This window comes from Erysipelotrichaceae bacterium 66202529 (assembly GCA_017161075.1).
GTDB lineage: Bacteria > Bacillota_I > Bacilli_A > Erysipelotrichales > Erysipelotrichaceae > Clostridium_AQ.
Genome location: CP046174.1, coordinates 3,579,964 through 3,605,429 on the forward strand (window position 1 = coordinate 3,579,964; position 25,466 = coordinate 3,605,429).

Annotated in this window: 24 protein-coding genes; 19 read left to right on the forward strand and 5 right to left on the reverse strand. The window is 53.5% G+C overall.

The genetic code is table 11. From position 1 onward, the window contains the following. Positions 1 to 23 precede the first annotated feature (23 nt). From GKZ87_16895 to GKZ87_16945, 11 genes are all read left to right on the forward strand, one after another. On the forward strand, positions 24 to 887 hold the full coding sequence (locus GKZ87_16895; GenBank protein ID QSI27041.1) for a hypothetical protein: 864 nt from the start codon (positions 24 to 26) through the stop codon (positions 885 to 887). 30 nt (positions 888 to 917) lie between these two features. Continuing rightward, positions 918 to 1,460 carry a DNA methyltransferase gene (locus GKZ87_16900; protein QSI27042.1) on the forward strand — a complete coding sequence of 181 codons (543 nt, stop codon included), beginning with the start codon at positions 918 to 920 and terminating at the stop codon, positions 1,458 to 1,460. 13 nt (positions 1,461 to 1,473) lie between these two features. Further along, positions 1,474 to 1,896: a PrgI family protein gene (locus GKZ87_16905; GenBank protein ID QSI27043.1), complete on the forward strand. Its 423-nt coding sequence runs from the start codon at positions 1,474 to 1,476 to the stop codon at positions 1,894 to 1,896. Then, complete coding sequence (locus GKZ87_16910; GenBank protein ID QSI27044.1) at positions 1,826 to 4,225, forward strand: PrgI family protein; 2,400 nt, start codon at positions 1,826 to 1,828, stop codon at positions 4,223 to 4,225. The genes GKZ87_16905 and GKZ87_16910 overlap by 71 nt, the downstream gene beginning before the upstream one ends. Before the next feature lie 31 nt (positions 4,226 to 4,256). Further along, positions 4,257 to 6,248 carry an NlpC/P60 family protein gene (locus GKZ87_16915; GenBank protein ID QSI27045.1) on the forward strand — a complete coding sequence of 664 codons (1,992 nt, stop codon included), beginning with the start codon at positions 4,257 to 4,259 and terminating at the stop codon, positions 6,246 to 6,248. 22 nt (positions 6,249 to 6,270) lie between these two features. Further along, on the forward strand, positions 6,271 to 6,522 hold the full coding sequence (locus GKZ87_16920) for a DUF4315 family protein (GenBank protein QSI27046.1): 252 nt from the start codon (positions 6,271 to 6,273) through the stop codon (positions 6,520 to 6,522). Further along, positions 6,512 to 7,741: a DUF4366 domain-containing protein gene (locus GKZ87_16925; protein QSI27047.1), complete on the forward strand. Its 1,230-nt coding sequence runs from the start codon at positions 6,512 to 6,514 to the stop codon at positions 7,739 to 7,741. The genes GKZ87_16920 and GKZ87_16925 overlap by 11 nt, the downstream gene beginning before the upstream one ends. Next, the gene (topB, locus tag GKZ87_16930; GenBank protein QSI27048.1) at positions 7,738 to 9,819 is read left to right on the forward strand and encodes a DNA topoisomerase III; all 2,082 of its coding nucleotides are present in this window, start codon (positions 7,738 to 7,740) and stop codon (positions 9,817 to 9,819) included. Before GKZ87_16925 ends, topB begins: the two co-directional genes overlap by 4 nt. Before the next feature lie 148 nt (positions 9,820 to 9,967). Further along, entirely contained in the window at positions 9,968 to 13,888 is a 3,921-nt protein-coding gene (locus GKZ87_16935; GenBank protein QSI27049.1) for a DUF4316 domain-containing protein, read from the forward strand. Continuing rightward, complete coding sequence (locus tag GKZ87_16940) at positions 13,889 to 14,833, forward strand: hypothetical protein (protein ID QSI27050.1); 945 nt, start codon at positions 13,889 to 13,891, stop codon at positions 14,831 to 14,833. A 3-nt stretch (positions 14,834 to 14,836) separates the two neighbouring features. Then, a complete protein-coding gene (locus tag GKZ87_16945; protein QSI27051.1) occupies positions 14,837 to 15,040 on the forward strand; it encodes a hypothetical protein in 204 nt (67 codons plus the stop codon). Positions 15,041 to 15,339: 299 nt separating this feature from the next. Here the strand turns inward: GKZ87_16945 and GKZ87_16950 are convergent, their stop codons facing one another. The 5 genes from GKZ87_16950 to GKZ87_16970 all read right to left on the reverse strand — a co-directional run bounded on the left by GKZ87_16950 (position 15,340) and on the right by GKZ87_16970 (position 18,374). Next, positions 15,340 to 15,576, reverse strand: a complete 237-nt coding sequence (locus GKZ87_16950; protein QSI27052.1) for a helix-turn-helix domain-containing protein — start codon at positions 15,574 to 15,576, stop codon at positions 15,340 to 15,342. A 182-nt stretch (positions 15,577 to 15,758) separates the two neighbouring features. Further along, entirely contained in the window at positions 15,759 to 16,130 is a 372-nt protein-coding gene (locus tag GKZ87_16955; GenBank protein QSI27053.1) for a hypothetical protein, read from the reverse strand. Then, complete coding sequence (locus GKZ87_16960; protein ID QSI27054.1) at positions 16,127 to 17,455, reverse strand: relaxase/mobilization nuclease domain-containing protein; 1,329 nt, start codon at positions 17,453 to 17,455, stop codon at positions 16,127 to 16,129. Before GKZ87_16960 ends, GKZ87_16955 begins: the two co-directional genes overlap by 4 nt. Beyond that, complete coding sequence (gene mobC / locus GKZ87_16965) at positions 17,416 to 17,745, reverse strand: plasmid mobilization relaxosome protein MobC (protein QSI27055.1); 330 nt, start codon at positions 17,743 to 17,745, stop codon at positions 17,416 to 17,418. Before mobC ends, GKZ87_16960 begins: the two co-directional genes overlap by 40 nt. Positions 17,746 to 18,002: 257 nt before the next feature. Further along, the gene (locus GKZ87_16970; protein ID QSI27056.1) at positions 18,003 to 18,374 is read right to left on the reverse strand and encodes a helix-turn-helix domain-containing protein; all 372 of its coding nucleotides are present in this window, start codon (positions 18,372 to 18,374) and stop codon (positions 18,003 to 18,005) included. A gap of 144 nt (positions 18,375 to 18,518) precedes the next feature. Between GKZ87_16970 and GKZ87_16975 the strand changes: the two genes are divergently transcribed. The 8 genes from GKZ87_16975 to vanB all read left to right on the forward strand — a co-directional run bounded on the left by GKZ87_16975 (position 18,519) and on the right by vanB (position 25,463). Continuing rightward, on the forward strand, positions 18,519 to 18,704 hold the full coding sequence (locus tag GKZ87_16975; protein QSI27057.1) for a DNA-binding protein: 186 nt from the start codon (positions 18,519 to 18,521) through the stop codon (positions 18,702 to 18,704). 511 nt (positions 18,705 to 19,215) lie between these two features. Next, a complete protein-coding gene (locus GKZ87_16980) occupies positions 19,216 to 19,434 on the forward strand; it encodes a hypothetical protein (GenBank protein QSI27058.1) in 219 nt (72 codons plus the stop codon). A 212-nt stretch (positions 19,435 to 19,646) separates the two neighbouring features. Further along, positions 19,647 to 20,306 carry a VanB-type vancomycin resistance response regulator transcription factor VanR gene (locus tag GKZ87_16985; GenBank protein ID QSI27059.1) on the forward strand — a complete coding sequence of 220 codons (660 nt, stop codon included), beginning with the start codon at positions 19,647 to 19,649 and terminating at the stop codon, positions 20,304 to 20,306. Positions 20,307 to 20,308: 2 nt separating this feature from the next. Then, entirely contained in the window at positions 20,309 to 21,652 is a 1,344-nt protein-coding gene (vanS, locus tag GKZ87_16990) for a VanB-type vancomycin resistance histidine kinase VanS (protein ID QSI27060.1), read from the forward strand. A 170-nt stretch (positions 21,653 to 21,822) separates the two neighbouring features. Next, positions 21,823 to 22,629, forward strand: a complete 807-nt coding sequence (locus GKZ87_16995) for a D-Ala-D-Ala carboxypeptidase VanY-B (protein ID QSI27061.1) — start codon at positions 21,823 to 21,825, stop codon at positions 22,627 to 22,629. Between the two features lie 17 nt (positions 22,630 to 22,646). Next, complete coding sequence (vanW, locus tag GKZ87_17000) at positions 22,647 to 23,474, forward strand: glycopeptide resistance accessory protein VanW-B (protein QSI27062.1); 828 nt, start codon at positions 22,647 to 22,649, stop codon at positions 23,472 to 23,474. After that, the gene (locus GKZ87_17005; protein QSI27063.1) at positions 23,471 to 24,442 is read left to right on the forward strand and encodes a D-lactate dehydrogenase VanH-B; all 972 of its coding nucleotides are present in this window, start codon (positions 23,471 to 23,473) and stop codon (positions 24,440 to 24,442) included. The genes vanW and GKZ87_17005 overlap by 4 nt, the downstream gene beginning before the upstream one ends. Then, on the forward strand, positions 24,435 to 25,463 hold the full coding sequence (gene vanB, locus GKZ87_17010; GenBank protein QSI27064.1) for a D-alanine--(R)-lactate ligase VanB: 1,029 nt from the start codon (positions 24,435 to 24,437) through the stop codon (positions 25,461 to 25,463). Before GKZ87_17005 ends, vanB begins: the two co-directional genes overlap by 8 nt. Positions 25,464 to 25,466 lie beyond the last annotated feature (3 nt).

Genomic DNA, 25,466 nt, shown 5'->3' on the forward strand with positions numbered 1-25,466 from the left:
GCGCGGGAAAGGAGGTGCTACCCGTGATTAGTGAAATCATTGAAGAATGGATAAAAGGCATCCTCATGGACGGTATCACGGGCAACCTGTCCGGGCTGTTCGATACGGTAAATGCCAAAGTCGGAGAAATCGCCGCCGACGTGGGACGAACCCCGCAGGCATGGAACAGCGGTATTTTCAATATGCTGCACAGCCTGTCGGAAACCGTGATCGTCCCCATAGCCGGGGCCATACTCGCCCTTGTCATGTGCTATGAGCTTATCCAGATGATAACGGAAAAGAACAATATGCACGACTTTGACAGCTCCATGTTCTTCCGCTGGATATTCAAATCCGCGTTTGCAATCCTGATCGTAACGAACACATGGAACATCGTCATGGGCGTATTCGACGCCACCCAAAGCGTCGTCAATCAAAGCGCCGGTGTGATTATCGGGCAGACATCCATTGATTTTAACACCCTGATACCAGACCTTGAAAGCCAATTGGAGGCTATGAGCGTGGGCGCTCTTTTGGGGCTGTGGTTCCAAACCCTTGTTGTGGGCCTCACCATGAATATCCTTTCCATCTGCATTTTCCTTGTGACCTATGGCCGCATGGTGGAAATCTATGTTGTCACGTCGCTGGGGCCTATCCCCCTTGCCACAATGGGCAACGCGGAATGGCGCGGCATGGGCCAAGGGTATCTGAAATCCCTGCTGGCGCTGGGCTTCCAAGCCTTTTTAATCATGGTTGTGGTGGGTATCTACGCGGTGCTGATACAGAATATCGGTTCCGCTTCCGACATATCCGGCGCAATCTGGGGCTGTATGGGCTATACGGTGCTGCTGTGCTTCTGCCTGTTCAAGACCGGCAGTATATCAAAGGCCGTATTCGGGGCGCATTGATCCCAAAATCCAAGCATACACAGGAGGAACTTGTTTATTTCAACGTACAACATCATTTACGCTGACCCGCCGTGGCGGTATGACTGCAAAAACGTACAGGGCGCAGCGGAAAATCACTATTCCACCATGAGCATTGACGAGCTGTGCGCCCTGCCGGTGGAACGGCTGGCGTCCAAAGACTGCCTGCTGTTTTTGTGGGCCACATTCCCCATGCTGCCGGAAGCTCTGCGGTTAATCAAAGCGTGGGGCTTTTCATTCAAGACCGTGGCTTTTGTATGGCTGAAACAGAACCGTAAAAGCCTTACATGGTTTTACGGGCTGGGCCGCTGGACAAGGGGAAACGCGGAAATCTGCCTGCTGGCAACACACGGCAAGCCGAAGCGTCGTTCTGCCTCTGTCCATCAGTTTATTATCAGCCCGATTGAACAACACAGCAAAAAGCCGGATGTGACCCGTGAAAAAATCGTAGAGCTGGCGGGCGATTTGCCCCGCGTGGAGCTGTTTGCCAGACAGAAAACCCCCGGCTGGGACGTGTGGGGGAACGAGGTGGAATGTGACCTTATCCTGACGTGAAAGGAGGTGCCAAATGGCTTATGTAACCGTCCCCAAGGACTTAACCCATGTGAAAAGCAAGGTTGTGTTTGGGCTTACCAAACGGCAACTGATCTGTTTTTCCGGGGCGCTGGTGATCGGCGTCCCCTTATATTTTCTCACCCGTGACTATCTTACCAACAGCGCGGCGGCCCTGCTCATGGTATTTGCCATGCTGCCGGGCTTTTTGCTTGCCATGTACGAGCGTCACGGCCAGCCCCTTGAAGTGGTGATTATGCAGATCATCCAGTGCTGCTTCATCCAGCCAAAGGAGCGTCCCTATCAGACCGACAACACCTACACCGCCCTTGTGCGGCAATACCAGATGGAACAGGAGGTAAAGGCCATTGTCCAAAAAGGAAATCCCAAGAGAAACCGAAAAAACAAAGCTGACCCGCGCCCAGCGAAAAGAAATTGACGCGGTAATCCGTAAATATAAGGGCGACGGCAGGCCCCACACGGCGCAGCAGAGCATCCCCTACGAGGTCATGTACCCGGACGGCGTGTGCCGGGTATCGCCCGGCGTCTTTTCCAAGTGCATTGAGTTTGCGGACATCAGCTATCAGCTTGCCCAGCCGGACACGCAGACGGCTATCTTTGAAAAACTGTGCGACCTGTATAACTATGTGGACGCCTCCATTCATATCCAGTTTTCTTTCCTCAATCGGAAAGTTGACCCGGTGCAGTACGCCAAGAGCTTTGAGATCGCGCCGCAGGGGGACGACTTCGACGACATCCGGGCCGAGTACACCGGCATTCTGCAAAAGCAGCTTGCAAACGGCAACAACGGCATGGTAAAGACCAAATACCTGACATTCACCATCGAGGCCGAAAGCGTGAAAGCGGCGCGAGCCAGATTGAAGCGCATCGGCTTTGACCTGTTAGGCTATTTCAAGAGCATGGGGGCCGTAGCCCATGTGATGGACGGCTGGGAACGGCTGAACCTGCTGCATGGCGTGTACCACCCGGACGGCGAGATATTCAATTTTGACTGGAAGTGGCTGGCCCCGTCCGGCCTCTCCACCAAGGATTTTATTGCCCCGTCCTCCCTGTGCTTCGGCAATGCAAAGACATTCGGCATGGGCGGCAAATACGGCGCGGTAAGTTTCCTGCAAATCCTGTCCCCGGAGCTGTCGGACGATATGCTGGCCGACTTCCTCAATACGGAAAGCGGTGTTTTAGTCAATCTCCATGTGCAGGCCATTGAACAGACCAAGGCGATCAAGACCATCAAGCGCAAAATTACCGACCTTGACGCTATGAAGATTGCGGAGCAGAAAAAGGCCGTCCGCAGCGGTTACGATATGGACATTCTTCCCAGCGACCTTGCCACCTACGGCGAGGACGCCAAGAAGCTGCTGACAAAGTTGCAGACCCGCAATGAACGGCTGTTCCAGTTGACGTTCCTTGTCCTCAACGTGGCCGACACCAAGCAAAAGCTGAATAACGACGTGTTCCAAGCCGCAGGCGTGGCCCAAAAGCATAACTGTCCCCTTGTCCGGCTGGACTACCAGCAGGAACAGGGCCTTGCAAGCAGCCTGCCGCTGGGCGTCAATCAGATCAAGATACAGCGCAGCCTTACGACTTCCAGCGTGGCCGTGTTCGTCCCCTTTGTGACGCAGGAGCTTTTTCAGGGCGGCGCGGCCATGTATTACGGCATCAACGCCAAGTCCCGCAACATGATTATGCTGGACAGGAAGCAGGCCCGTTGCCCCAATGCCTTGAAGCTCGGCACCCCCGGCAGCGGCAAATCCATGAGCTGTAAATCCGAGATCGTCAGTGTGTTCTTAACGACGCCTGACGATATTTTTATTTCAGACCCGGAGGCCGAATATTACCCCCTTGTCAAACGGCTCCACGGACAGGTAATCCGGCTGTCGCCTACCAGCAAGGACTTTGTGAACCCGCTGGACATCAACCTGAATTATTCGGAGGACGATAACCCGCTGGCCCTGAAATCCGACTTTGTGCTGTCGTTCTGTGAGCTTGTCATGGGCGGCAAGAACGGGCTGGAAGCCATTGAAAAGACCGTGATAGACCGGGCTGTGCGCGTGATCTACCGGCCCTATCTGGCAGACCCCCGCCCGGAGAATATGCCGATCCTGTCCGACCTCCACAAAGCGTTGTTAGATCAGCATGTCCCGGAGGCTGACCGGGTGGCGCAGGCCCTTGACCTGTATGTGTCCGGCTCCCTGAACGTATTTAACCACCGTACCAACGTGGACATCGGCAACCGGCTTGTGTCCTTTGACATTAAGGAGCTGGGCAAGCAGCTCAAAAAGCTGGGGATGCTCATTGTCCAAGACCAGATATGGGGGCGCGTCACGGCCAACCGAAGCCAAGGAAAGGCCACATGGTATTTTGCCGACGAGTTCCATTTGCTTTTGAAAGAGGAACAGACGGCGGCCTATTCTGCGGAGATTTGGAAGCGGTTTAGGAAATGGGGCGGCATTCCAACAGGTGCCACCCAGAACGTCAAAGACCTGCTTTCCTCCCCGGAAATTGAAAATATCCTTGAAAACAGCGACTTCATTACGCTGCTCAATCAGGCGTCCGGGGATAGAAAAATCCTTGCGGAACGCTTGAATTTGTCCACCGAACAGCAGAAGTACATCGACAATTCCGAACCCGGCGAGGGCCTTTTGATCTTTGAAAACGTGGTGCTGCCCTTTACCAACCCCATCCCGCACAACACCCAGCTTTACAAGATTATGACGACCCGCTTAAACGAGGTGGCGGGAGTATGACCCGGCGACGCCACAAAGGAGGTGAACCACCATGAAAGAGCTGAAAGCCAAGGCGAAAGTGACGCAGGCCATGACCCGCGACGGGCTGACGCTGGAAAATCAGGCCACCGGCGAGGTGGAGAACATTTCCAGCCGGGAGGCCGAACAGGATTTGTCCGCGCCGGGGCCGGGCGGCACCGCCGATAAGCTGCTGGAACGGGCCGACGCCATCCATGACGGCCATAAGGCCAAGAAAGCCGCGAAGCAGGCCGGGGCTGTGGCCGCCGAGGGGGACGCTGCCCTGCACCGGCCATCCGCCCGGCTCCAACTGTCGGAGGAAGAACGGGCCGACCCGGATTTACAGCCCTATATCCGAAAATCGGACAAACGGGCCGATAAGCTGGATAAGGCCCGCGCCGCCATCCCCAAGAAGCGCGTCCCGGTCAAGGAAACCGTCTTTGACGAGGCAAGCGGCAAAGCAAAGACCGTCCTGCACTTTGACAAACAGGACAAGGGGCCTCCCTCCCTGAAACCCAATCCGGCAGGCCGTCCTGTTTCCGAGGTTTTTCTATTCGGCCACGGGAAAATCCATGAAGTCGAGCATGAAAACGTGGGTGTGGAGGGCGGCCATAAGGGGGAGGAACTTGCCGAGCGGCAGGCCGGAAAAGCCATCCGCAGCACCATCCGGCACCACAGGCTGAAACCCTACTGGGACGCGGAAAAGGCCGAGCGCAGGCTATTGTCTGCCAACGCGGAGTATTTCTACCAGAAATCTTTGCGGGATAACCCGGAGATCGCACAGGCGGCCAGCAACCCCATTTCCCGGTTCTGGCAGAAACAGCAGATCAAGCGCCAGTACGCCAAGGCCGCCCGGACAGCGGGCCAGACCGCAGGCGCGGCGGCACAGGGCGCGGCCAAGACAGCCGGGGCCTCCACGAAAGCGGCCAAGGCCGCAGCCAAAGAAAGTGAACGGGCGGCCTCCTTTGTGGCCCGCCACTGGAAAGGGGCGCTGGCCGTCCTTGTGTTGGGGCTTTTGATGCTGCTTATCATCGGCGGCTTACAGTCCTGCACCGCCATGTTCGGCAGCGCCGGAAGCGGCATCACGGCGTCCTCTTACTTTTCCGAGGATAGCGATATGTTGGCCGCCGAGGACGCCTACGCGGAGCTGGAAGCCGAGCTGCAAGACTATCTGGACAACTACGAGGCCACCCATGACTATGACGAATACCATTTTGACCTTGACGAGATCAGCCATGACCCCTATGTGCTGATTTCCATTCTGTCGGCGCTCCATGACGGGATATTTACCATCGGGGAGGTACAGGGTGATTTGTCCATGCTCTTTGACAAGCAATATATCCTGACAGAAAACGTCGTGGTAGAAACCCGTTACCGCACCGAAACCGATACATGGACGGACGCGGAGGGCAACACCCATACAGACACCTACCAAGTGCCGTATGACTATTACATCTGCTACGTCACGCTGGAAAACTTCGACCTGTCCCATGTGCCAGTCTATATCATGGACGAGGAAACGCTAAGTTTCTATTCCCTGTATATGTCCACGCTAGGAAACCGGCCTGATCTGTTTTCCGGCAGCCAGTACCCCAACGCCTCCACCCTGACGCCGCCGACCTACTACGACGTACCCCCGGAGGCTTTGGAGGATGCCACCTTTGCCGCCATGCTCAAAGAGGCGGAAAAATATATCGGTTATCCCTATGTGTGGGGCGGCAGCTCTCCCAGCACCAGCTTTGATTGCAGCGGCTTCATTTCGTGGGTAATCAATCATAGTGGATGGAACGTGGGACGGCTGGGGGCGCAGGGCCTATATAACATCTGCACCCCTGTTTCCAGTTCGCAGGCCAAGCCCGGCGACCTTGTATTTTTCAAGGGAACCTACGACACCCCCGGCGTGTCCCACGTCGGCCTGTATGTGGGCAACAATGTGATGCTGCATTGCGGGAACCCGATTTCCTACACGAACCTTACTTCAAACTACTGGCAATCCCATTTTTACAGTTACGGGCGTTTACCTTAACGCCAGAAAGGAGCTTTCAATTATGGCAACCAAACTTGACCGCATCGAAAAGGACATCCAGAAAACCAAGTCTAAGATCGCGGAGTTTCAGAAACAGCTTCGGGAGCTGGAAACGCAGAAAACCGAACAGGAGAATTTGCAGATCATCCAGCTTGTGCGCGGCATGAACATGAAGCCGGAGGAATTTGCCGCGTTCTTACGCAGCGGCGCAATGCAGGCCGCCCCTGCCGCAACCCCTTACCATGAACAGGAGGACAATGCCCATGAAGAATAAGACCAGACGGATTTCCCGTATTCTCCCCGCACTTCTGGCCGTGATGCTCTGCGTCACGGCCTTTCCCGTTACCGCCCTTGCAGGCGGCAATGACCCGGCACCGGCCCCGCTGCCGGAGGCTACAACCGAACCCGCTACGGGCGGTTTGGAGCCTGAAACAGACGAAACCGGCACCGCCACGGACGGGACAGAAACCGAGGCCGAAAAAGATACCGGCCCTCTGACCGGCAAGGACATCACCGACCTGTTTTCCGCGCTGTTCGGTTCCAAGGTGAGCATTGCCGCCACGGACGACGGCATCCAGATCACCACCGGCACCGACAAAAAAGAACCTGAACAGACCGGCACCGTCACCACCAACGGCGGCAGGCTGAATGTCCGCACCGGCGCGGGGCTTGACAAGACCGCGTTCACCCAGCTTCCCAATGGGACGACGGTTGAGGTAGTCGGCACAGACGGCGACTGGATTAAAATTCTCTTGCCGGAGCGCATCGGCTATGTCCATTCCGACTATATGACCGTCAGCGAAAAGGAAGTAGCGGCTACCGGCGAGGGCGGTTTTTCCCTCTCCATTGACCCGGAGGAAATTGCTTCTCTGCTGGAACTGTTCAATGGCGGCGGGGCCAGCGCCGCCCTGTCCCCGGACGGGAACCTGTCACTGATTGACGACATCGGCAGCGCCGCGAAAAATGGCAAGCAGTTTATCACCGTGGAAACCAAAAACGGCAATGTGTTTTATCTGATTATTGACCGGGACGACGAGGGAAAAGAAACTGTCCATTTCTTAAATCAGGTGGATGAAGCCGATCTGCTGACGCTGATGGAGGACGGGGAAACCGTCACCCCCGCTGCTGTCTGCTCCTGTACCACGAAATGCAAGGCCGGGGCTGTGAACACGAATTGCCCGGTATGTAAAACCAACCTGACCGAGTGCAGCGGCCCGGAGCCGCAGGAACCCCAGCCGGAGGAACCCGAAGCCCCGGAGGAAGAACCCAAGGGCGGCGCGGGCGGCCTGATCGTGTTCCTGCTGGTGGCGCTGGCGGGCGGCGGTGCGGCCCTTTACTATTTCAAGTTCAAAAAGCCCAAGGCTGAAACCACCGGCAGCGACGATTTGGGCGAGTATGATTTTGGGGAGGACGAGGATTTGGAGGACGAGGAACCCGAAACCGAGTTTGACCCGGAAGCTGATTTTGTGAGTGAACAGGAGGACGAGGAATGACATATAAACTTGTAATCGCGGAAAAACCCAGCGTGGCCCGCAGCATTGCGGGCGTGATCGGGGCCACGGAGAAACACGACGGCTATTTGGAGGGGAACGGCTATCTGGTGAGCTGGTGCATCGGACATCTGGTGTCCTTTGCCGACGCCGGACGCTATGACGAGCGTTTCAAAAAATGGCGCTATGAGGATTTGCCCATTCTCCCGGAAACATGGCAGTACATCGTCCCCGACGACAAGAAACAGCAGTTTGACGTTCTCTGTTCGCTGATGCAGCGCCCCGACGTGACCGGCCTTGTGTGCGCCACCGACGCCGGGCGCGAGGGGGAATTGATTTTCCGTTTCGTCTACCAGATGGCGGGATGCCAAAAGCCCTTTGAGCGCCTTTGGATTTCCTCTATGGAGGACAGTGCTATTAAGGACGGCTTTGCCCACCTGAAACCGGGCGGCGACTATGATCCGCTGTATCAATCGGCCCTGTGCCGGGCCAAGGCCGACTGGCTGATCGGCATTAACGCCACCCGGCTTTTTTCCGTCCTGTACCACAAGAACCTGACTGTGGGCCGCGTCCAGACGCCGACCTTAAAAATGCTGGTGGACAGGGACGCCAAGATTACCGATTTCAAGAAAGAGAAATATCACATCGTCCATATCACGGCGGGCGGCGCGGACGCGGTAAGCAGCCGCTTTTCCGACGCTGCCGAGGCAAACACCGTCAAGGCGGCTTGTGCAAAAGCGCAGGCCGTTTGCGTTTCCGTGACGCGGGAGAAAAAGACGGAACAGCCGCCCAAGCTCTATGACCTTACCACCTTGCAGCGGGAGGCTAACCGGCTTTTCGGCTATACCGCCAAGCAGACCCTTGACTATGCCCAGGCACTGTATCTAAAGAAGCTGCTGACCTATCCGAGAACGGATAGTCAATATCTTACCGACGATATGCTGCCCGCCGTGGAAAGCCTTGTGTCCGGCCTGTGGGAGCTGGTGCCGTTTGCCAAGGGCCTGAACCTTTCCCCGCAGTTTGACCGCATCCTGAACAGCAAAAAGGTGTCCGACCACCACGCCATTATCCCCACCGCTGAATTTGTGAAGCAGGGCTTTGGCACTCTGGCCGAGAGTGAAAAAAAGCTGCTGTCCCTGATCTGCTGCAAGCTCTTATGTGCCGTGGCCGGGCCGCATATCTATGAGGCCGTCACCGCCACATTTACCTGTGCCGGGCAGGAGTTTACCGCCAAGGGCAAGACCGTCCTTTCCCCCGGCTGGAAAGAGATTGAACGCCGGTTCCGTTCTTCCTTAAAGACCGACGCCGACGAGGACGCCGAGGCGGTGCGGGAGCTGCCGGAGCTTTGCGAGGGCCAGACCTTTGCAGACGTGGCCGCCTCTGTCACCGAGCATTTCACCACGCCGCCCAAGCCCTACACCGAAGATACGCTTTTGTCCGCTATGGAACGGGCCGGGGCCGAGGATATGCCGGAGGATGCCGAGCGCAAGGGATTAGGCACACCGGCCACCCGCGCCGCCATTCTGGAAAAGCTGGTGCAGATGGGCTTTGTCCAGAGAAAAGGCAAGCAGCTCATTCCCACCAAGGACGGCATCAATCTGGCTGTGGTGCTGCCGGAGGCGCTTACTTCTCCCCAGCTTACTGCCGAATGGGAAAACCGGCTGACCGAGATCGCCAAGGGGCAGGCCGATCCTGACGAATTTATGGACGGCATCGAGACGCAGGCGCGGGAGCTGGTGCAGACCTATTCCTGTATCAGTGAGGAAAAGCAGAAATTGTTTCAGGCCGAGCGTGTTCCTATCGGGACGTGTCCCCGCTGTGGTGAGGCTGTCTATGAGGGCAAGAAAAACTACTACTGCGGAAACCGGGCCTGCCAGTTCGTCATGTGGAAGAATGACCGATTTTTTGAGGAACGCAAGAAAGCGTTCACCCCGAAGATCGCCGCTGCGCTGCTCAAAACCGGCAAAGTCAAGGTAAAGGGCCTCTATTCCGTAAAGACCGGCAAAACCTACGACGGGACGGTGCTTTTGGCTGATACCGGGGGCAAGTACGTCAACTACCGCATTGAACACAGGAGCTAAAGGACAGTAACACAGCAAGCATAGGGAGTGTGGCTACACTCCCGGTAAAATCCCCCGGCCGCGTCCCTGCCGGGCCGGGGATTTTTGCTTGTTGGGGAAGTCCCCAACCCCCTATTTTTTGAAACAGAACAGAGAAAGGAGTGACCGCGTGAACGAAGTATTTTCTATCCAAGTCCATAACCGGCAGTTTTTGGAACAGGGCAAACAAGGCGTCTGGCTGGATTTGCCCACCACAACCGAAACGCTGCAAGCCGCCCTGCGGGATGTTGGCATTACTGCCGACAATCCGCAGGATTTTTTTATCAACGGGTATTCCTGCCCGGAGGACAGACACCTTGCCATTCCCTATGACATGGTGCTGGCCGCCGACGTGGACGAGCTGAATTTCCTTGCCGCCCGGCTGGGCCAGCTTGACGCCGCCGAGATCGCAGAGCTGAACGCCGCCCTGCAAAATCCCCGTGGCGGCTTTGAGAATATCGGCCAGATCATCGACTACACCGAAAATGTGGATTACTATGTGCATCTTCCCGACGTTAGGGGGGATGGACAGTTGGGCGACTACTACCTGAACCGTTCCGGCATGGTGGATATGCCGGAGGAATGGAAAGCCGGGATTGATACGGCGCAGTTTGGACGCCACATTGCCCAGCAGGAACAAGGCGTTTTTACCCAGTACGGCTATCTGGTGAGAAGCGGCGACGAATGGCAGCGCGTCCATGAGGGCCAGCCGGTGCCGGAGGAATACCGGGTGATGCACTACCCCCAGCCGGAAGCTGACCGGGAGGAACCGCAGGCCCAGCAGCCGGAGGCATCCGAAAGCCCCGACAAAGCGCCGCCCCCGGTTATCCCGATCATGCTGGACGGCATGAACAGCAAAGAACGCATGAAAGTGATTACTGACCGTCTGGAAACCGGCGTACAGGAGCTTTTTGAAAGTAGCCGCTATATGGCTTACTTATCCGCTATGTCCAAGATGCACGATTACAGTCTGAACAATACGCTGCTGATCGCCATGCAGGGCGGTTCGATTGTGGCGGGCTATAACAGGTGGCAGGATGAATTTGACCGCCATGTGAAGCGGGGCGAGAAAGGCATTAAGATACTGGCCCCGGCCCCGTTCAAGGTTAAGCAGCAGATGGAGAAAATCGACCCGGCCACCCAGCAGCCCGTGATCGGCGCGGACGGCAAGCCCGTGACCGAAGAACAGGAAGTGACGGTTCCGGCCTTTAAGGTGGTGACAGTCTTTGACATCAGCCAGACCGAGGGCAAGGATTTTCCCATGCCCTATATCAGTGAACTTACCGGCGACGTGCAGCAGTATCAGGATTTCTTTGCCGCGCTGGAACGGACATCACCCTATCCCATAAGCATTGAGCCGATTTCAGACGGGGCCAAGGGCCGCTGCTTCTACGCAAAACAGCGCATTGCCATCAACGAGGGCATGAGCGAATTGCAGACCCTAAAGACCGCCATCCATGAGATTGCCCATGCCAAGCTCCACGCCATTGACCGGGAGGCCCCCGCCGAGGAACAGGCGGCCCGGCCAGACCGCAGCACCCGCGAGGTACAGGCCGAAAGCGTGGCCTATACCGTCTGCCAGTATTACGGGCTGGACACGTCGGACTATTCTTTTGGCTATGTGGCCGATTGGAGCAGCGGCAGGGAGTTATCCGAGCTGAAAGCCTCCCTTGAAACCATCCGGGCCACGGCCAGCGAATTGATAACTGAGATCGACGGCCATTTTGCCCAGCTTCAGCAGGAGCGCGAGGCCCGGCAGGAACAGGAGGCCGTCACGGTTGACGTTACCCCGGAGGCAGCGGCCCCGGCGCAGGCCGAGGAAGAACAGGCCCCGGCCCTTGATCCGGCAGCCGAGCCGCTTGTGACTGTGCTATGGAGCGAAAGCCCCCAGCTAAAGGACGGCCAGCAAATGCCGTTGCATGAGGCCGACGCGCTGTTTGCCCGTCTGGATGCAGCATATCCGGCAGAGGCAGGCTATGACAAAACCGCGTTCCGCATTGACTGTATCTTTCAGGGCGAGCCGGACAGCTACGAGGGGCGGCAGGATTTTGGAGATAGGGACGGTTCCCTGATCGAACATATCCAGAGCTACCACCAATTTTACGCGCAGGACGAAAACTGGAAAAAGCATGTAATCGCTACAACCGGCATAGAGGGCTGGGAGCAGGACAAGGCCCATCGGGATATGCTGTTAGGCGAGTTTGTCCCCTATATGAAGCTGCATTGCAGCCTTGCCCAAATGGAACAGACGGCGCAGGGCCGCTTACAGTCCGGGGAAACCCTGACGCCGGAGGAAACGGCCTATTTGGGGGCGCTTCTCTCTTATGTGCAGGAGTGCCGCCCCATGCTCAATCAGGGCCAGTATCAGTTGCCGGAGCCGCCGAAACTGGCTGACTTCGACCAGAGCTTGCAGGACTACAAAGCACAGGTACAGGCCGAGATCGCGCAGGAGGCCGCCGCAGCCGGTATGACCGTGGAGGAATACGCGGCGGCTGGCTATGAAGCACCCCAACAGGACACCTTTTCCATCTACCAGCTTCGAGGCGGGGAGGAAACCCGCGACTATCGGTTTGAGCCATACGAGCGTTTACAGGCCGCAGGGCTGGCCGTGGACAGTGCCAACTATGACCTTGTTTATACGGCACCGCTGGATAAAAGCACGTCTTTGGAGGATATTTACCGCACATTCAACATCGACCACCCGGCAGATTTTAGGGGACACAGCCTTTCCGTTTCCGACGTGGTGGTGCTGCACCAGAATGGACAGGACACCGCCCACTATGTAGACAGCTTCGGCTATATGGAAGTGCCGGAGTTTTTGCGGGAAAATCCCCTGCGTACCGCCGAACTGTCTACGGAGCAGAACGAAAACATGATTGACGGCATTATCAACAATACGCCGCCCGAACCGCAGCCGGAGGAACCCGAACAGCTATCTTTTGAGGATGTGGCAGTTGCTTCCGGCCAGACACAGGAGGAACCCCCGGAGGCTGCGCCCCCGCAAACGGCTGTCCGCTATTATCCCATCAATGAGGGAGCCGCCCGCCGCGCCAAGGAAGCCATGAGCTTTTCTGACTACCGGCCCGGCAGCGCCACGGCGGAATACCGGCACTATGTCGATCAGGCCGTGGAAATTGCGGAGCGCCAGAAAAAGCGTGTGGAGCCAGAGTATCACGAAAAGATAGACAGCCTCCTTGACACCTACGCCCGCAAGCTGGCCGAGAACATGAATAAGGGCTATGAGATTACCGCCCGCGTCCCCTCTGTCCTGATTGCCGGGCCGTCCAATTTCCCGGTACGGGCGAAAGAAAAGCAGAACGCCGCCAGTGACCGCAACATGGAGGAATTTCAGTACATTCAGGGCTTGCTTGACAAAATCCGCAGCACCGGCATGGGTGGTATCAGCGCCGACGATCCGCAGGCCGTTTCCAAGCTGGAAAAGAAACTGGAAAAGCTGGAAGCGTCGCAGGAGTTGATGAAGGCCGTCAATGCCTACTACCGCAAGCATGGGACGCTGGACGGATGCCCCCATCTGACCGAAAGAGGCATTGAAAACCTGAAAGCGGATATGGCGTCGGGCTGGCACTATGAGAAAAAACCGTTCCAGTCCTGGCAGCTCTCCAACAATAACGCCGAGATACGCCGGTTAAAGGGCCGCATTGAGGAATTGACCCGCCAAAAGGAGGCGGCCTATGTGGGATGGGAGTTTGACGGCGGCACTGTGGAGATCAACCGGGTGGCCAACCGCCTGCAAATCTTCTTTGAGGGGAAGCCGGATGCTGCTGTACGCGACGAGCTGAAAAGCAACGGTTTCCGCTGGTCGCCCAAGGCCGGGGCATGGCAGCGGCAGTTAAACGACACCACAATCCGCGTCGCTGACCGTATCAAGTGCATCCAGCCCCTTTCCGGCGAAAAGCCCAGCGCCTTACAGCTTGCGGCCCGCAGGGAGAAAGAAAAGCCCTCTATCCGGGCGCAGCTCAACGCGGCCAAGACCGAACAGGCCAAGCAGCCACCGGCGCGGGAAAAATCAAAGGGATTGGAGGTAGAGTAAATGCAGAAGTTTGAAAATGTGGACGTTCTGGCCGCGCTGGAACAGATCATGCGGCAGAACACCGCGTTTTATCAAAGTGACTTTGGCATTGACAAAGACATTATCAGGCGGGATGCCGCCAGCGATCAGGCCGCAGACAAGACCCTGCTCTGGATGTCCCGGCCCTCCGGGACGTACTGTTTCCGGGAACGTGATGTTTTCCTGAAAGACACCCGACAGTACAACACATGGAAATTTTACGGGGAGCAGACCCGTGACAAGATACTGGCCTACGCGGTGGAGCTGACCGGCACACAGGGCGGCACTATCCGGGGCAATCTCTATGAGCTGGACTATCCGCAGCATTTCCGGCACGTCATTGAAACCGCCCAGCCGGTGAGTGTGAACCGGCTCTTTTATGAGCATGGCACCCGTGACATCCCGGAGAGCCAGCGTTTTGACGGAAGCCCTGACCGGGTATTGGGAAACTTTTTGTACTATGAGGCCCAGCCCCATGACCCGGCTGTGCTGCAGGAGGCGCTACGGACGGAGCAGCACAGCCGGGGGCGGGCCGTCCCCGGCGATTTCAAAGTCCACGTCACCGCTTTGCATGACAGCCGGATTGAAACCGAGGCCCGGCGTATTGTGGACAGCCTGAAAGATCTGTCCGCGCCTAACAGCCCCAATAAAACGCATTTCATGGTGGAGATCTCCCCGCACTTTGCGGCGATTGCTTCCACCAAGGATAATGACCGGCTCTTTGCCATGCTGCCCTATAAATCCCTGTGTTTTACCGGGATGAAAGGCAGGCATGGCGTGTATGCCGTGATTAACCGGGACGAGCGCCGGGATGTGAGTATTCGCAGGCCCCGGCCCTCTATCCGCAAGCAGCTATCCGACAGCAAACAGGCCGCCAGCCCAAAAAAGGCGGCGGCCAGAACCAAAAAGAATGAATTGGAGGTATAAGGAATGATGCACTTTACCGTGGAGGAAGAAAACCTGATCTGTATGTACCACAATGCAGACCGGCGCAGAACGATAAACAGGCTCACCGCCGTCATGCCGGTTATGGATGGGGATATGCGGGCGCAGGCCCAGCAGACCCTTTCCAAGCTGGAACGCATGACGGATGCCGACTATGACGGCCAGAAGTTCCACTTCACAGACGAATAACGAACAGCAGACGCCGGGCGCGGCGGCCATGTGGTCGCTTGCGTCCGGCGTCTTTTCTTTTTGCCTATTCCTACGCATTTAGAACCCGGTATTGTCGGGGATAGGATGAAGTATTCGCTTGCCCCTGCAAACATGCGGGAGAAGCCTTGCAGCGGGCGGTTTTCAATCCCTTAAATGCGTAGGTTGCAGCTATAATTAGACCCCTGAAACAGATATAGCCGCGCAGCGGGTGTATCTGTTTCAGGGGTGTGCAGGTGATAGCCGCAAAGCGGCGTAAGAGGGTGCAGCCCTCTTGCCGTCTATCTCTGTTCCAGCGGGAAGCTCGGCAATGCTTCCAGCAGTTTCAGGGAAATGCGCTGCCGTATATCTTCGTCAATGACTTTCTTCTTTTTGCCGTTTGCCTGTCTGATCTCCACCGTGGAAAGCTCGTTGATGTAGTCAGCATAATGGGCCAACACTTTTTCCGTGGCCCACCTCTCACCGGCAACGGCGGCTTTGATCGTTTCATAGTCCAGCAGCTTTTCTTGTCCGTCCATCCTGATACCCCCGTCAGACTGATTTTTTCTATGATACCATATTCGGAAGCATGGAACCAGAGAAAACGGCGCTTTTCTGCTGGTAAATTCTACGCATTTAGAACAGCACTTCGGCGGGGATAGGATAAAACACCCACATACCCCGCTGACCATGCCGGAAAAGCCTTGAAATATAAGGGCTTTTACAGCTCTAAGTGCGTAGGTTTCCAGTATCTTTTCCGCTGGCGCTCGGCCTCTTTGCGGCGGCGCATCCGTTTGGAGCAGGCCGCGCAGTATTTGGCCCGGTTAGACTTCGGCGTGAACGTGGCCCCGCACTCACAGCAGCGTTTCACTTCGTCCCGGTCTTTGGTGATCTCGGCATACAGGGCCGCATCCAGCGGGAGGACAGCGGCCTTAAACCAGCGGCACAGAAGCGAATAGGAAATGCTCTGTACGCAAATACATTCTTCGCCGTCGTCCAGCAACAGGCAGTTGCCGTCACAATAGTTGCAGCACTCATGCGTCAGCTTCCGGGCCTTGCGATATTGAGGGTAATTCATTCGTGGAATACTCATAGCTCTTGCGTCCATTCCTTTCCCGGCGTCATACGCAAAATGCCGTCCACATTCTGCTTGATGATGCCGTATTCCTGCATCTGCTTTTTCGCTTCGCCGTACTTCTCATACAGCCGTTCCTTTTCCTCGGCCAATCGCTTGTACTCGGCTTTCAGGGCGTACAGATCGGGGAGCTTTTTCACACCCTGTCCCTTTAGGGCCTTTGCCGCAGCTTCATACAAAATCAACGTGCTTTCATGCTCACGCCGGAATTTTGCCTTATCCGCTGCATTGCGGTATTCCATAGCCACGGGCCAGAGCTGCTTGTAGGTAGAAATATTCTTTATCAGCACCGCCATATCCGCAAGCCGGTGTTCCATAGCTTTGAGGGTAGCGGCGGCCTCGTCGCTGGCGGCGGTGATCTCGGCCACTTTGCTTTCCAAATCCGGGTAGGTGTCTATCCCATGTTCAGTCAGGAAATTCAAAGTCTTTGCGGCCTGCTTCAAATTGTGGAGCTTCGCCCACCTCTCATAGCCTGCCGACTGCTGGGCCTTAATGTTGTTTTCCAGATCAATCCGCAAAGAAATCCCCTTGCGCTCTTTGGGCGCTCTGGTGATAACGCGGCCTTTGATACGCTCTTTGATGGCTTCCTCGGTGTAGGCTTCCCCCAATGTCTTGCAGCGGGTAAAGCGTTCCTGTCCGGGAGCGCGGAAAGAAATAAACTTTCCCGGCTTGATCTCATAGCCCTGCGCCTGCATGAGCCGCAGGAAATCATCAAAATCTTTTGCCTGCGGGATAGCGGCGTCAATGGCTGCTTTGAGCTTCGCTTTCCAGCTCGTCCCTTTCCGCTGGGCGTCCCACTCGGCATAGCTCTTGCCCTTACTCTGGCCGGGCTTCACCACGGACAATCCGTTTTCCTTGCACAGCCTGTCGCTGGTGCGCCGGATATAGGCATAGCTCTGTTTGTTGGAAATGTACTTGCGCTGATTTACCATATCCACGGCACAGAAAATAATGTGATTGTGGACGTGGCCCTTATCAATATGGGTAGTCAGCACATAGGGATATTTCCCTTGCAGCACTTCCTCGGCAAGCTGCTTCCCGATCTCATGGGCCTGTTCCGGCGTGGCTTCGCCGGGGGCAAAGGATTGTATCAGGTGGTGGCCCAGATTATTGCCCTTTTGGTATGCCTGCGCCAGCAGCATTTCAAATTCAATGTCCGCTGTTTCATAAGAGCAGGCAAAGGAGGCCACCAGCAGCTTGCCGTCAGTTTTGTCCGGGTTCTCGATGTAGTCAAGGGCTTTTTTCAGCGTTGACTTGATAGGATGTATCTTTGTAACTGCCATATCTGCGCCAGCGCCCCCTTTATATCCTCGATGTCCTGTGCGTACACCGGCCCCATACCGTTCAGCCTCTTTGCAATCTGATTGACGTTGACGCCGATCTTCTGTATCTCGGCGGTCTGCGCCCGGATGTCGCTGGTGTCCATGTTGACGATATAGCCGTCAATGAGCATCTTCCGGGCGTAGGCTGAAAAGTTCTTCGTATGCAGCAGCGCCATTTTCTGTTCAATCATAGCCCGTTCCTCCGGCGTCACAGGGACGCGCAGCACGATTTTTCGCTTTCTGTTTGCCATGCTTCACCGTCCTTTCCATTCAGGGGTTTGGGGATTTCCCCAACAAGCAAAACGGACGCGGCCCGGCAGGGACGGGGCAGGCCGTTTTTCCGGGAGTGGCTACACTCCCTATGCTTGCTACGTTACTGTTTCTCCACTAACAAGACGTTTCCAAAGCCCCAAACTACCCGCAAAATAGCCCTCTGGAAAGAAAAAAGTGCAAAAAAATAGAAGCTACGCTGTGCAGCTCCCGCTAAAAGTAAAACAGAGGATGCCAGTTACACATCCTCCGTTTCATTCTTCTTCGGCTTTTCAATTAGTATGGCGCTGTCAATCGCGCCCTCGATGATCGGCAGGTATTCTTCGGGGCAGAGTTTCAGCTTGTGGCTGACCCTTTGCCGCAGTTCGCTTTCCTCCCGCATGATCTCCGGGTTAAAGTAGCGTTCCACAGGAAGCCCGCAGGCTTTAATAAGCTGTATGACAACCGGCAGACTGGGAATGGCCCCGTCGTTTTCGATGTTGGCAAGATAGCGCCAGTCAATATTTATTTTCTCTGCCATTGCTTTGCGCGAAACGCGCTTTGCTTGCCGGGCCGCTTTCACATCCGCGCCGAAAGTTTCAAAGCCGGGACAATCTTCAATATTCGCCATATCGCACCTCCCACTTACATTGTATATTTCATACTCTGCCCGTGGAATGTTGGTATATGCACCTTTCTTAAAGTTTATATTTCACATTTTGTTTCTTTTATTCTTCGAGCAAAAGAATTATAATGTACCCTGTGGAGGTGTACTATGGACTACATGACGTTGAAAGAGGCAGGCGAGAAATGGGGTGTGCCCCCACGATGGATAAACTACTATTGTGCTGCGGGACGCATCCCCGGCGCTGTAAAGATGGCGACGATCTGGCTCATTCCCAAAACTGCGGAAAAGCCGATTGACAGGCGTACAAAGAAAGGAAAGGCGGTTACTGAATAGTATAATGAAACCGGCGCATTTTGGATATGGTTTTGAAGAGAGAGAAAGCATGGTATTTTGTCACGGAAAAACTATAAGATGATAGATGGCAGGCTGCTCCAGACCGATAAAAAGTATTCTCATCTGAAACAGAAAGAAAAGATTTACACATGGATGTATGAAGAAGCGAAACTTTATCATGACAGAAATGGAAAATGCCCGAAACAAAGACGAGGAAGCTGCTGCTGTATCAGCCGTATATGGTAGAATTGAAAAGGCCGGCATCTGGATTCTTTATGGTGAAGTCTCCAGACATTGGATAACTGCTGGTCTAATGCGCCTTTGAGTATGGGGTGATTGATTTTAATACCGGGGAGGTACGGCTTTTTGAGGAAAATATTCTGGGATTTACATTTGGCGATTATTACATTTCCTGTAACTGCAAGGACACGGATGATGAAGATATGAGGAATATAGACTTGCTGATTTTCTACTGTCTTGAACGGTATTAGGACTGAATCTGCTGCGCGGAGTGCGGCAAGAGCGACCGGAGGGAGTACACACAGGCCCTGCCTGTGTGAAAAGCCATACCGCAAGGTGCATTCGCAAAAAAGAGGCCGCGCATTTTGCTGAGGCTTGGGGTGTCCCCAACAAGCAAAACGAGAACGCCGCAGGCGGGCAAGTGGTGGATCAGAATATCCGTAAAGGATATTCTGATCCATTGCTTGCCAGTATTATCGGGATGTTTTGACAACCGCTGTAATCGAAACATCCCAAACATTAAGAAGGTGTTAATTATTATTATCTTGATTTAATTCGTTTAAACCAATAATATAGATACATACACCATGAAAAGAAGCGAGTATCCCAATGACGGATGATTAAAATCCGAAAAGAAATCGCTTTGAAACTACAGGGAAACTACAGACTGTTATGTTATCTTCTTAAAATGGAGGGATTTTTATGTCGATACGAATTCTACTTGTCGAGGATGATGATCATATCTGTAATACAGTAAGGGCGTTTCTGGCTGAGGCAGGATATCAGGTGGATGCCTGCACAGATGGAAATGAGGCATACACCAAGTTTTACGAAAACACTTATCAACTGGTTATTCTTGATATTATGCTGCCCGGTATGAACGGGCATGAACTTTTGCGTGAATTTCGTGCGAAAAATGATACTCCCATTCTGATGATGACAGCCCTGTCGGATGACGAAAACCAAATCCGGGCGTTTGATGCAGAGGCAGACGACTATGTAACAAAGCCATTCAAGATGCAGATTTTACTAAAGCGGGTGGAAGCCCTGCTGCGGCGCAGCGGTGCGCTGGCAAAGGAAATCCGTGTCGGCAGGCTGACACTTCTGCCGGAGGATTTCACGGTACTTTGTGACGGTACAGAGCTGCCCCTGACACGAAAAGAATTTGAAATCCTTTTGCTGCTGGTGCAGAACAAAGGCAGAACCTTAACGCATGAAATCATTTTGTCACGTATATGGGGATATGACTTTGAGGGTGATGGCAGCACAGTCCACACTCATATCAAAAATTTGCGGGCCAAGCTGCCGGAAAATATCATCAAAACCATTCGCGGTGTAGGATACCGATTGGAGGAATCATAATAATGGAAAGAAAAGGGATTTTCATTAAGGTTTTTTCCTATACGATCATTGTCCTGCTACTGCTTGTCGGTGTAACAGCAACACTGTTTGCACAGCAATTTGTGTCTTATTTCAGAGTGATGGAATTACAGCAAACAGTAAAATCCTATCAGCCATTGGTGGAACTGATTCAGAATAGCGATAGGCTTGATATTCAAGAGGTGGCAGGGCTGTTTCACTACAATAACCAATCCTTTGAGTTTTATATTGAAGATAAAGAGGGAAGCGTACTCTATGCCACACCAAATGCCAATACATCAAATAGTTTTAGACCCGACTTTCTTTATGTGGTACATAGAGATGATAATATTTCGATTGTTGCTCAAAGCAAGGCAGGTGCGGGATTGCTTTATCAAGGGCTGACAATTCGGGGAATTGTTATGATTGCGATAATGGTTGTATTCAGCCTTTTATGCGCGTATATCTTTGCGCGGCAAATGACAACGCCGATCAAAGCCTTAGCGGACAGTGCGAATAAAATGGCAAACCTGAAAGATGTACCGCCGCCGCTGGAGCGAAAGGATGAGCTTGGCGCACTGGCTCATGATATGCATTCCATGTATGTCAGGCTGAAAGAAACCATCGCAAGGCTGGAGGATGAAATCGCAAGGGAACATGAGTTGGAGGAAACACAGCGATATTTCTTTGCGGCAGCTTCTCATGAGCTAAAAACGCCCATCGCGGCTACAAGCGTTCTGTTGGAGGGAATGCTTGAAAATATCGGTGACTACAAAGATCATTCTAAGTATCTGCGCGAATGCATCAAAATGATGGATAGGCAGGGCAAAATCATTTCCGAAATACTGGAGCTTGTCAGCCTGAATGATGGGAGAATCGTACCCATAGCTGAACCGTTGGACATAGGGCGCACGGTTGCCGAGTTGCTGCCCGATTTTCAAACCTTGGCAGAGGCAAACAACCAGCGGTTCGTCACAGATATTCCAGCCGGGCAAATTGTCCTGTCCGATCCGAGGCTGCTCCAAAAGGCACTATCCAATGTCATATTGAATGCAGTTCAGAACACGCCGCAGGGAGGCGAGGTACGGATATGGAGTGAGCCTGGTGCTGAAAAATGCCGCCTTTTTGTTTTGAACATGGGCGTTCACATTGATGATACTGCGCTTCCAAGGCTGTTCACCCCATTCTATCGCATTGATCAGGCGCGAAGCAGAAAAAGTGGGCGAAGCGGTTTAGGACTTGCCATCGTACAAAAAACGCTGGATGCCATGAGCCTCCAGTATGCGCTGGAAAACACCTCGGATGGCGTTTTGTTCTGGCTGGATTTACCGCTCACATCAACATTGTAAATATTTAAAACTTAAATGATTTTGACCGACAGGTATAACCCTGCCGGTCTTTTTTTGCTGCTACAGGAAAACTACAGACTGGCTACAGGGAAAGTACAGATGCGCTTGCCATAATAACAATCGTACCAGCCACAAATCGTAGTTTTATTGCAAAGGAGGCATTCGATCAAATGGAAAAAAGCAACTATCATTCCAATGCGGATCATCACAAACGGCATATGAAACAATCCGTGGAAAAGCGGGCTTTTCTATGTGCGTTCATTATTTCGTTCACAGTCTGCACGCTGTTTTTGGGGTGGAGACTGGCTTCCGTATTGGAGGCAACACAGATACCGCCCATCCCTGCAACTCATACAGGCAGCAGCACTGACGTAGTGGAGAATTTGGAGGAAAACGCTCTTGCCACCGCCAAAGAACAGGGAGATGAACAGGAATGGAGCCTGATTTTAGTGAACAGGCAGAACCCCATCCCCGCACAGTACGATGTGGAGCTTGAGCAACTATCAAATGGTGAGCGGATAGATATTCGGATTTCTCCCTATCTTCAAGATTTGTTTGATGCCGCAAGAACTGATGGAGTTTACCCGATTGTCGCATCCGGATACCGAACAACAGAAAAACAGCAAGAAATTATGGATGAAAAAATTGCCGAATATAAGGCGAAAGGCTACACCTCTGCACAGGCTAAAGCGGAAGCAGAAACTTGGGTGGCCGTGCCGGGAACGAGCGAGCATCAGCTTGGTCTTGCTGTGGATATCAATGCGGACGGAATTCATTCAACAGGCAACGAGGTTTATAGATGGCTGGATGAAAACAGCTATCGTTTTGGTTTTATTCGTCGCTACCCACCAGACAAGACAGAGATAACCGGTGTGAGCAACGAGCCGTGGCATTACCGATATGTTGGCATCGAAGCTGCCACAGAGATGTACAACCAAGGGGTTTGCCTTGAGGAATATTTAAAACCAGAAAAATGAGAAAAGGATGTTATGTTATGGACAGAAAAAGATTGACACAGCGTTTCCCGTTCCTGCTTCCAATGAGACGGGCGCAGAGAAAAATGTGCTTTTATGCGGGAATGAGATTTGACGGCTGTCGCTATGCGCAGACGATAGGGGAAAAATCGCTTTCCCATTTGCTCTTTGAAACGGATTGCGCATTATACAACCACAATACCGGATTTGACATGATATACCAGGAAAACAAGGTGTTCAACTTAAAGCTGGCAGCAAAGACCTTAAACGGCTTATTGATAAGACCGGGGGAAACCTTTTCTTTCTGGTGGCTGGTACGCCATGCGGACAAAGATACCCCCTATAAAGACGGCCTTACGGTGACCAATGGTAAACTCACCACCATGTCGGGCGGCGGTATGTGCCAGATGAGCAATTTACTATTTTGGATGTTCCTGCATACGCCATTGACAATTATCCAGCGCAGAGGTCACGAAGTAAAGGAGTTTCCAGAGCCAAACAGTGACGAGATTAAAGGGGTGGATGCAACCATTTCAGAGGGCTGGATTGATTTAAAAGTGCGAAACGATACCGACTGCACCTACCAAATATGGGTGACCTTAGATGATGAGAAAATCATCGGTCAGGTGTCCGCCGACAAAGAGCCCCAAGCATTATACAAAATTACAAATGGCAGTATCCAGTATGTCCGTGAAAGTGGCGGGATTTATGAATATGCCCAGGTTAAACGGATGCAAGTTGCCTTAGGTACCGGGGAAATAATAGATTGCAAGCTGCTTTATACAAACAAATGCAAAATCTGTTATCCCCTCCCGGAAAGTGTGGATATTCAGGAGGAGAACCAATGAGAAAAAGTGTGGGCATTACTGTTTTTGGATGCGAACAGGATGAGGCAAATGCTTTCCGCGCTTTATCGCCGGATTTTCATATTATCCCTACGCTGATTAGCGATGCGATATCGGCAGACAACGCAAAATTGGCCGCTGGCAATCAATGCGTTAGCGTAGGCCATAAGTCCGAGGTTTCCGAGGCGACAATTCTTGCGCTGAGAAAGGTCGGGGTAAAATACATTTCTACCCGCAGCATCGGCTGCGATCACATTGATACGACTGCCGCCGAGAGAATGGGAATCTCGGTTGGCACGGTTGCGTATTCGCCGGACAGCGTTGCGGATTATGCTTTGATGCTGATGCTGATGGCCATACGGGGTGCAAAACCCACCATGCACGCCGTGGCGCAACAAGATTTCAGATTGGATCGTATCCGGGGGAAAGAACTGGGGGATATGACTGTGGGAGTTATTGGAACCGGCCATATCGGGCAAGCGGTCGTCAAAAGGCTGCGGGGATTTGGATGCCATGTGCTGGCCTATGATAACAGCCGAAAAATGGATGCAGATTATGTCCAGCTTGATGAGCTTCTAAAAAACAGCGATATTGTTACGCTCCATGTGCCGCTTTGTGCGGATACCCGCCATCTGATCGGTCAGAAGCAAATTGGAGAGATGAAGCAAGGCGCATTTTTAATCAACACCGGGCGCGGAGCGCTTGTCGATACCGGGGCGCTGGTGGAGGCGTTGGAAAGCGGAAAGCTGGGTGGTGCGGCACTGGATGTGTTGGAGGGCGAGGATCAGTTTGTTTATACCGATTGCTCGCAGAAAGTGCTTGACCATCCCTTTTTGTCGCAGCTTTTAAGGATGCCGAATGTGATCATCACACCCCATACGGCGTACTACACTGAGCGTGTGCTGCAGGATACTACAGAAAAAACAATCAGGAATTGTCTCAATTTTGAAAGGAGTTTACAGCATGAATAGAATAAAAGTCGCAATCATCTTCGGCGGTTGCTCGGAGGAACATGATGTGTCGGTAAAATCCGCAATAGAAATTGCTGCGAACATTGATACGGAAAAATTCGATCCGCACTACATCGGAATTACAAAAAACGGTGTATGGAAGCTATGCAAGAAGCCATGTACGGAATGGGAAGCCGACAGTCTCCCCGCCATACTCTCCCCGGATAGGAAAACGCATGGGCTGCTTGTCATGAAAGAAAGCGAATACGAAACACGGCGTATTGATGTGGCTTTCCCGGTTTTGCATGGCAAATGCGGGGAGGATGGTGCGATACAGGGGCTGTTTGTATTGTCTGGTATCCCCTATGTGGGCTGTGATATTCAAAGCTCCGCAGCTTGCATGGACAAATCACTGGCCTACATTCTTACAAAAAATGCGGGCATCGCCGTTCCCGAATTTCAAATGATTGATAAAGGTGACAAGCCGGAGGCGGGTGCGCTTACCTACCCTGTCTTTGTGAAGCCGGCACGGTCAGGTTCGTCCTTTGGCGTAACCAAAGTAAACGGTACGGAAGAACTTAACGCTGCGATAGAAGCGGCAGGACAATATGATGGAAAAATCTTAATTGAGCAAGCGATTTCGGGCTGTGAGGTCGGGTGTGCGGTCATGGGGAACGAGGATGATTTGATTGTCGGCGAAGTGGATCAAATCCGGCTGAGCCACGGTATCTTCCGCATCCATCAGGAAAACGAGCCGGAAAAAGGCTCAGAAAATGCGATGATTACAGTTCCCGCAGACATTCCGGTCGAGGAACGAAATCGGGTGCAGGAAACGGCAAAGAAAGTATATCGGGTGCTTGGATGCAGAGGGCTTGCCCGTGTTGATCTTTTTTTGCAGGAGGATGGCGGCATCGTTCTAAATGAGGTCAATACCATGCCCGGTTTTACATCGTACAGCCGCTACCCACGTATGGTGGCCGCCGCAGGAATCACGCTTCCTGCACTGATTGACAGCCTGATTACATTGGCGTTAAAGAGGTGATAA

What these genes read in the sequence shown, in the direction of transcription:
- vanB (QSI27064.1), top strand. Translation starts at nt 24,435, where the DNA reads ATGAATAGAATAAAAGTCGCAATCATCTTCGGCGGTTGCTCGGAGGAA.
- GKZ87_16950 (QSI27052.1), bottom strand. Translation starts at nt 15,576, where the DNA reads ATGGACGGACAAGAAAAGCTGCTGGACTATGAAACGATCAAAGCCGCC.
- GKZ87_16920 (QSI27046.1), top strand. Translation starts at nt 6,271, where the DNA reads ATGGCAACCAAACTTGACCGCATCGAAAAGGACATCCAGAAAACCAAG.
- mobC (QSI27055.1), bottom strand. Translation starts at nt 17,745, where the DNA reads ATGGCAAACAGAAAGCGAAAAATCGTGCTGCGCGTCCCTGTGACGCCG.
- GKZ87_16940 (QSI27050.1), top strand. Translation starts at nt 13,889, where the DNA reads ATGCAGAAGTTTGAAAATGTGGACGTTCTGGCCGCGCTGGAACAGATC.
- vanS (QSI27060.1), top strand. Translation starts at nt 20,309, where the DNA reads ATGGAAAGAAAAGGGATTTTCATTAAGGTTTTTTCCTATACGATCATT.
- GKZ87_16955 (QSI27053.1), bottom strand. Translation starts at nt 16,130, where the DNA reads ATGAGTATTCCACGAATGAATTACCCTCAATATCGCAAGGCCCGGAAG.
- vanW (QSI27062.1), top strand. Translation starts at nt 22,647, where the DNA reads ATGGACAGAAAAAGATTGACACAGCGTTTCCCGTTCCTGCTTCCAATG.
- GKZ87_16925 (QSI27047.1), top strand. Translation starts at nt 6,512, where the DNA reads ATGAAGAATAAGACCAGACGGATTTCCCGTATTCTCCCCGCACTTCTG.
- GKZ87_16905 (QSI27043.1), top strand. Translation starts at nt 1,474, where the DNA reads ATGGCTTATGTAACCGTCCCCAAGGACTTAACCCATGTGAAAAGCAAG.
- GKZ87_16945 (QSI27051.1), top strand. Translation starts at nt 14,837, where the DNA reads ATGATGCACTTTACCGTGGAGGAAGAAAACCTGATCTGTATGTACCAC.
- GKZ87_17005 (QSI27063.1), top strand. Translation starts at nt 23,471, where the DNA reads ATGAGAAAAAGTGTGGGCATTACTGTTTTTGGATGCGAACAGGATGAG.
- GKZ87_16915 (QSI27045.1), top strand. Translation starts at nt 4,257, where the DNA reads ATGAAAGAGCTGAAAGCCAAGGCGAAAGTGACGCAGGCCATGACCCGC.
- GKZ87_16960 (QSI27054.1), bottom strand. Translation starts at nt 17,455, where the DNA reads ATGGCAGTTACAAAGATACATCCTATCAAGTCAACGCTGAAAAAAGCC.
- topB (QSI27048.1), top strand. Translation starts at nt 7,738, where the DNA reads ATGACATATAAACTTGTAATCGCGGAAAAACCCAGCGTGGCCCGCAGC.
- GKZ87_16995 (QSI27061.1), top strand. Translation starts at nt 21,823, where the DNA reads ATGGAAAAAAGCAACTATCATTCCAATGCGGATCATCACAAACGGCAT.
- GKZ87_16975 (QSI27057.1), top strand. Translation starts at nt 18,519, where the DNA reads ATGGACTACATGACGTTGAAAGAGGCAGGCGAGAAATGGGGTGTGCCC.
- GKZ87_16985 (QSI27059.1), top strand. Translation starts at nt 19,647, where the DNA reads ATGTCGATACGAATTCTACTTGTCGAGGATGATGATCATATCTGTAAT.
- GKZ87_16970 (QSI27056.1), bottom strand. Translation starts at nt 18,374, where the DNA reads ATGGCGAATATTGAAGATTGTCCCGGCTTTGAAACTTTCGGCGCGGAT.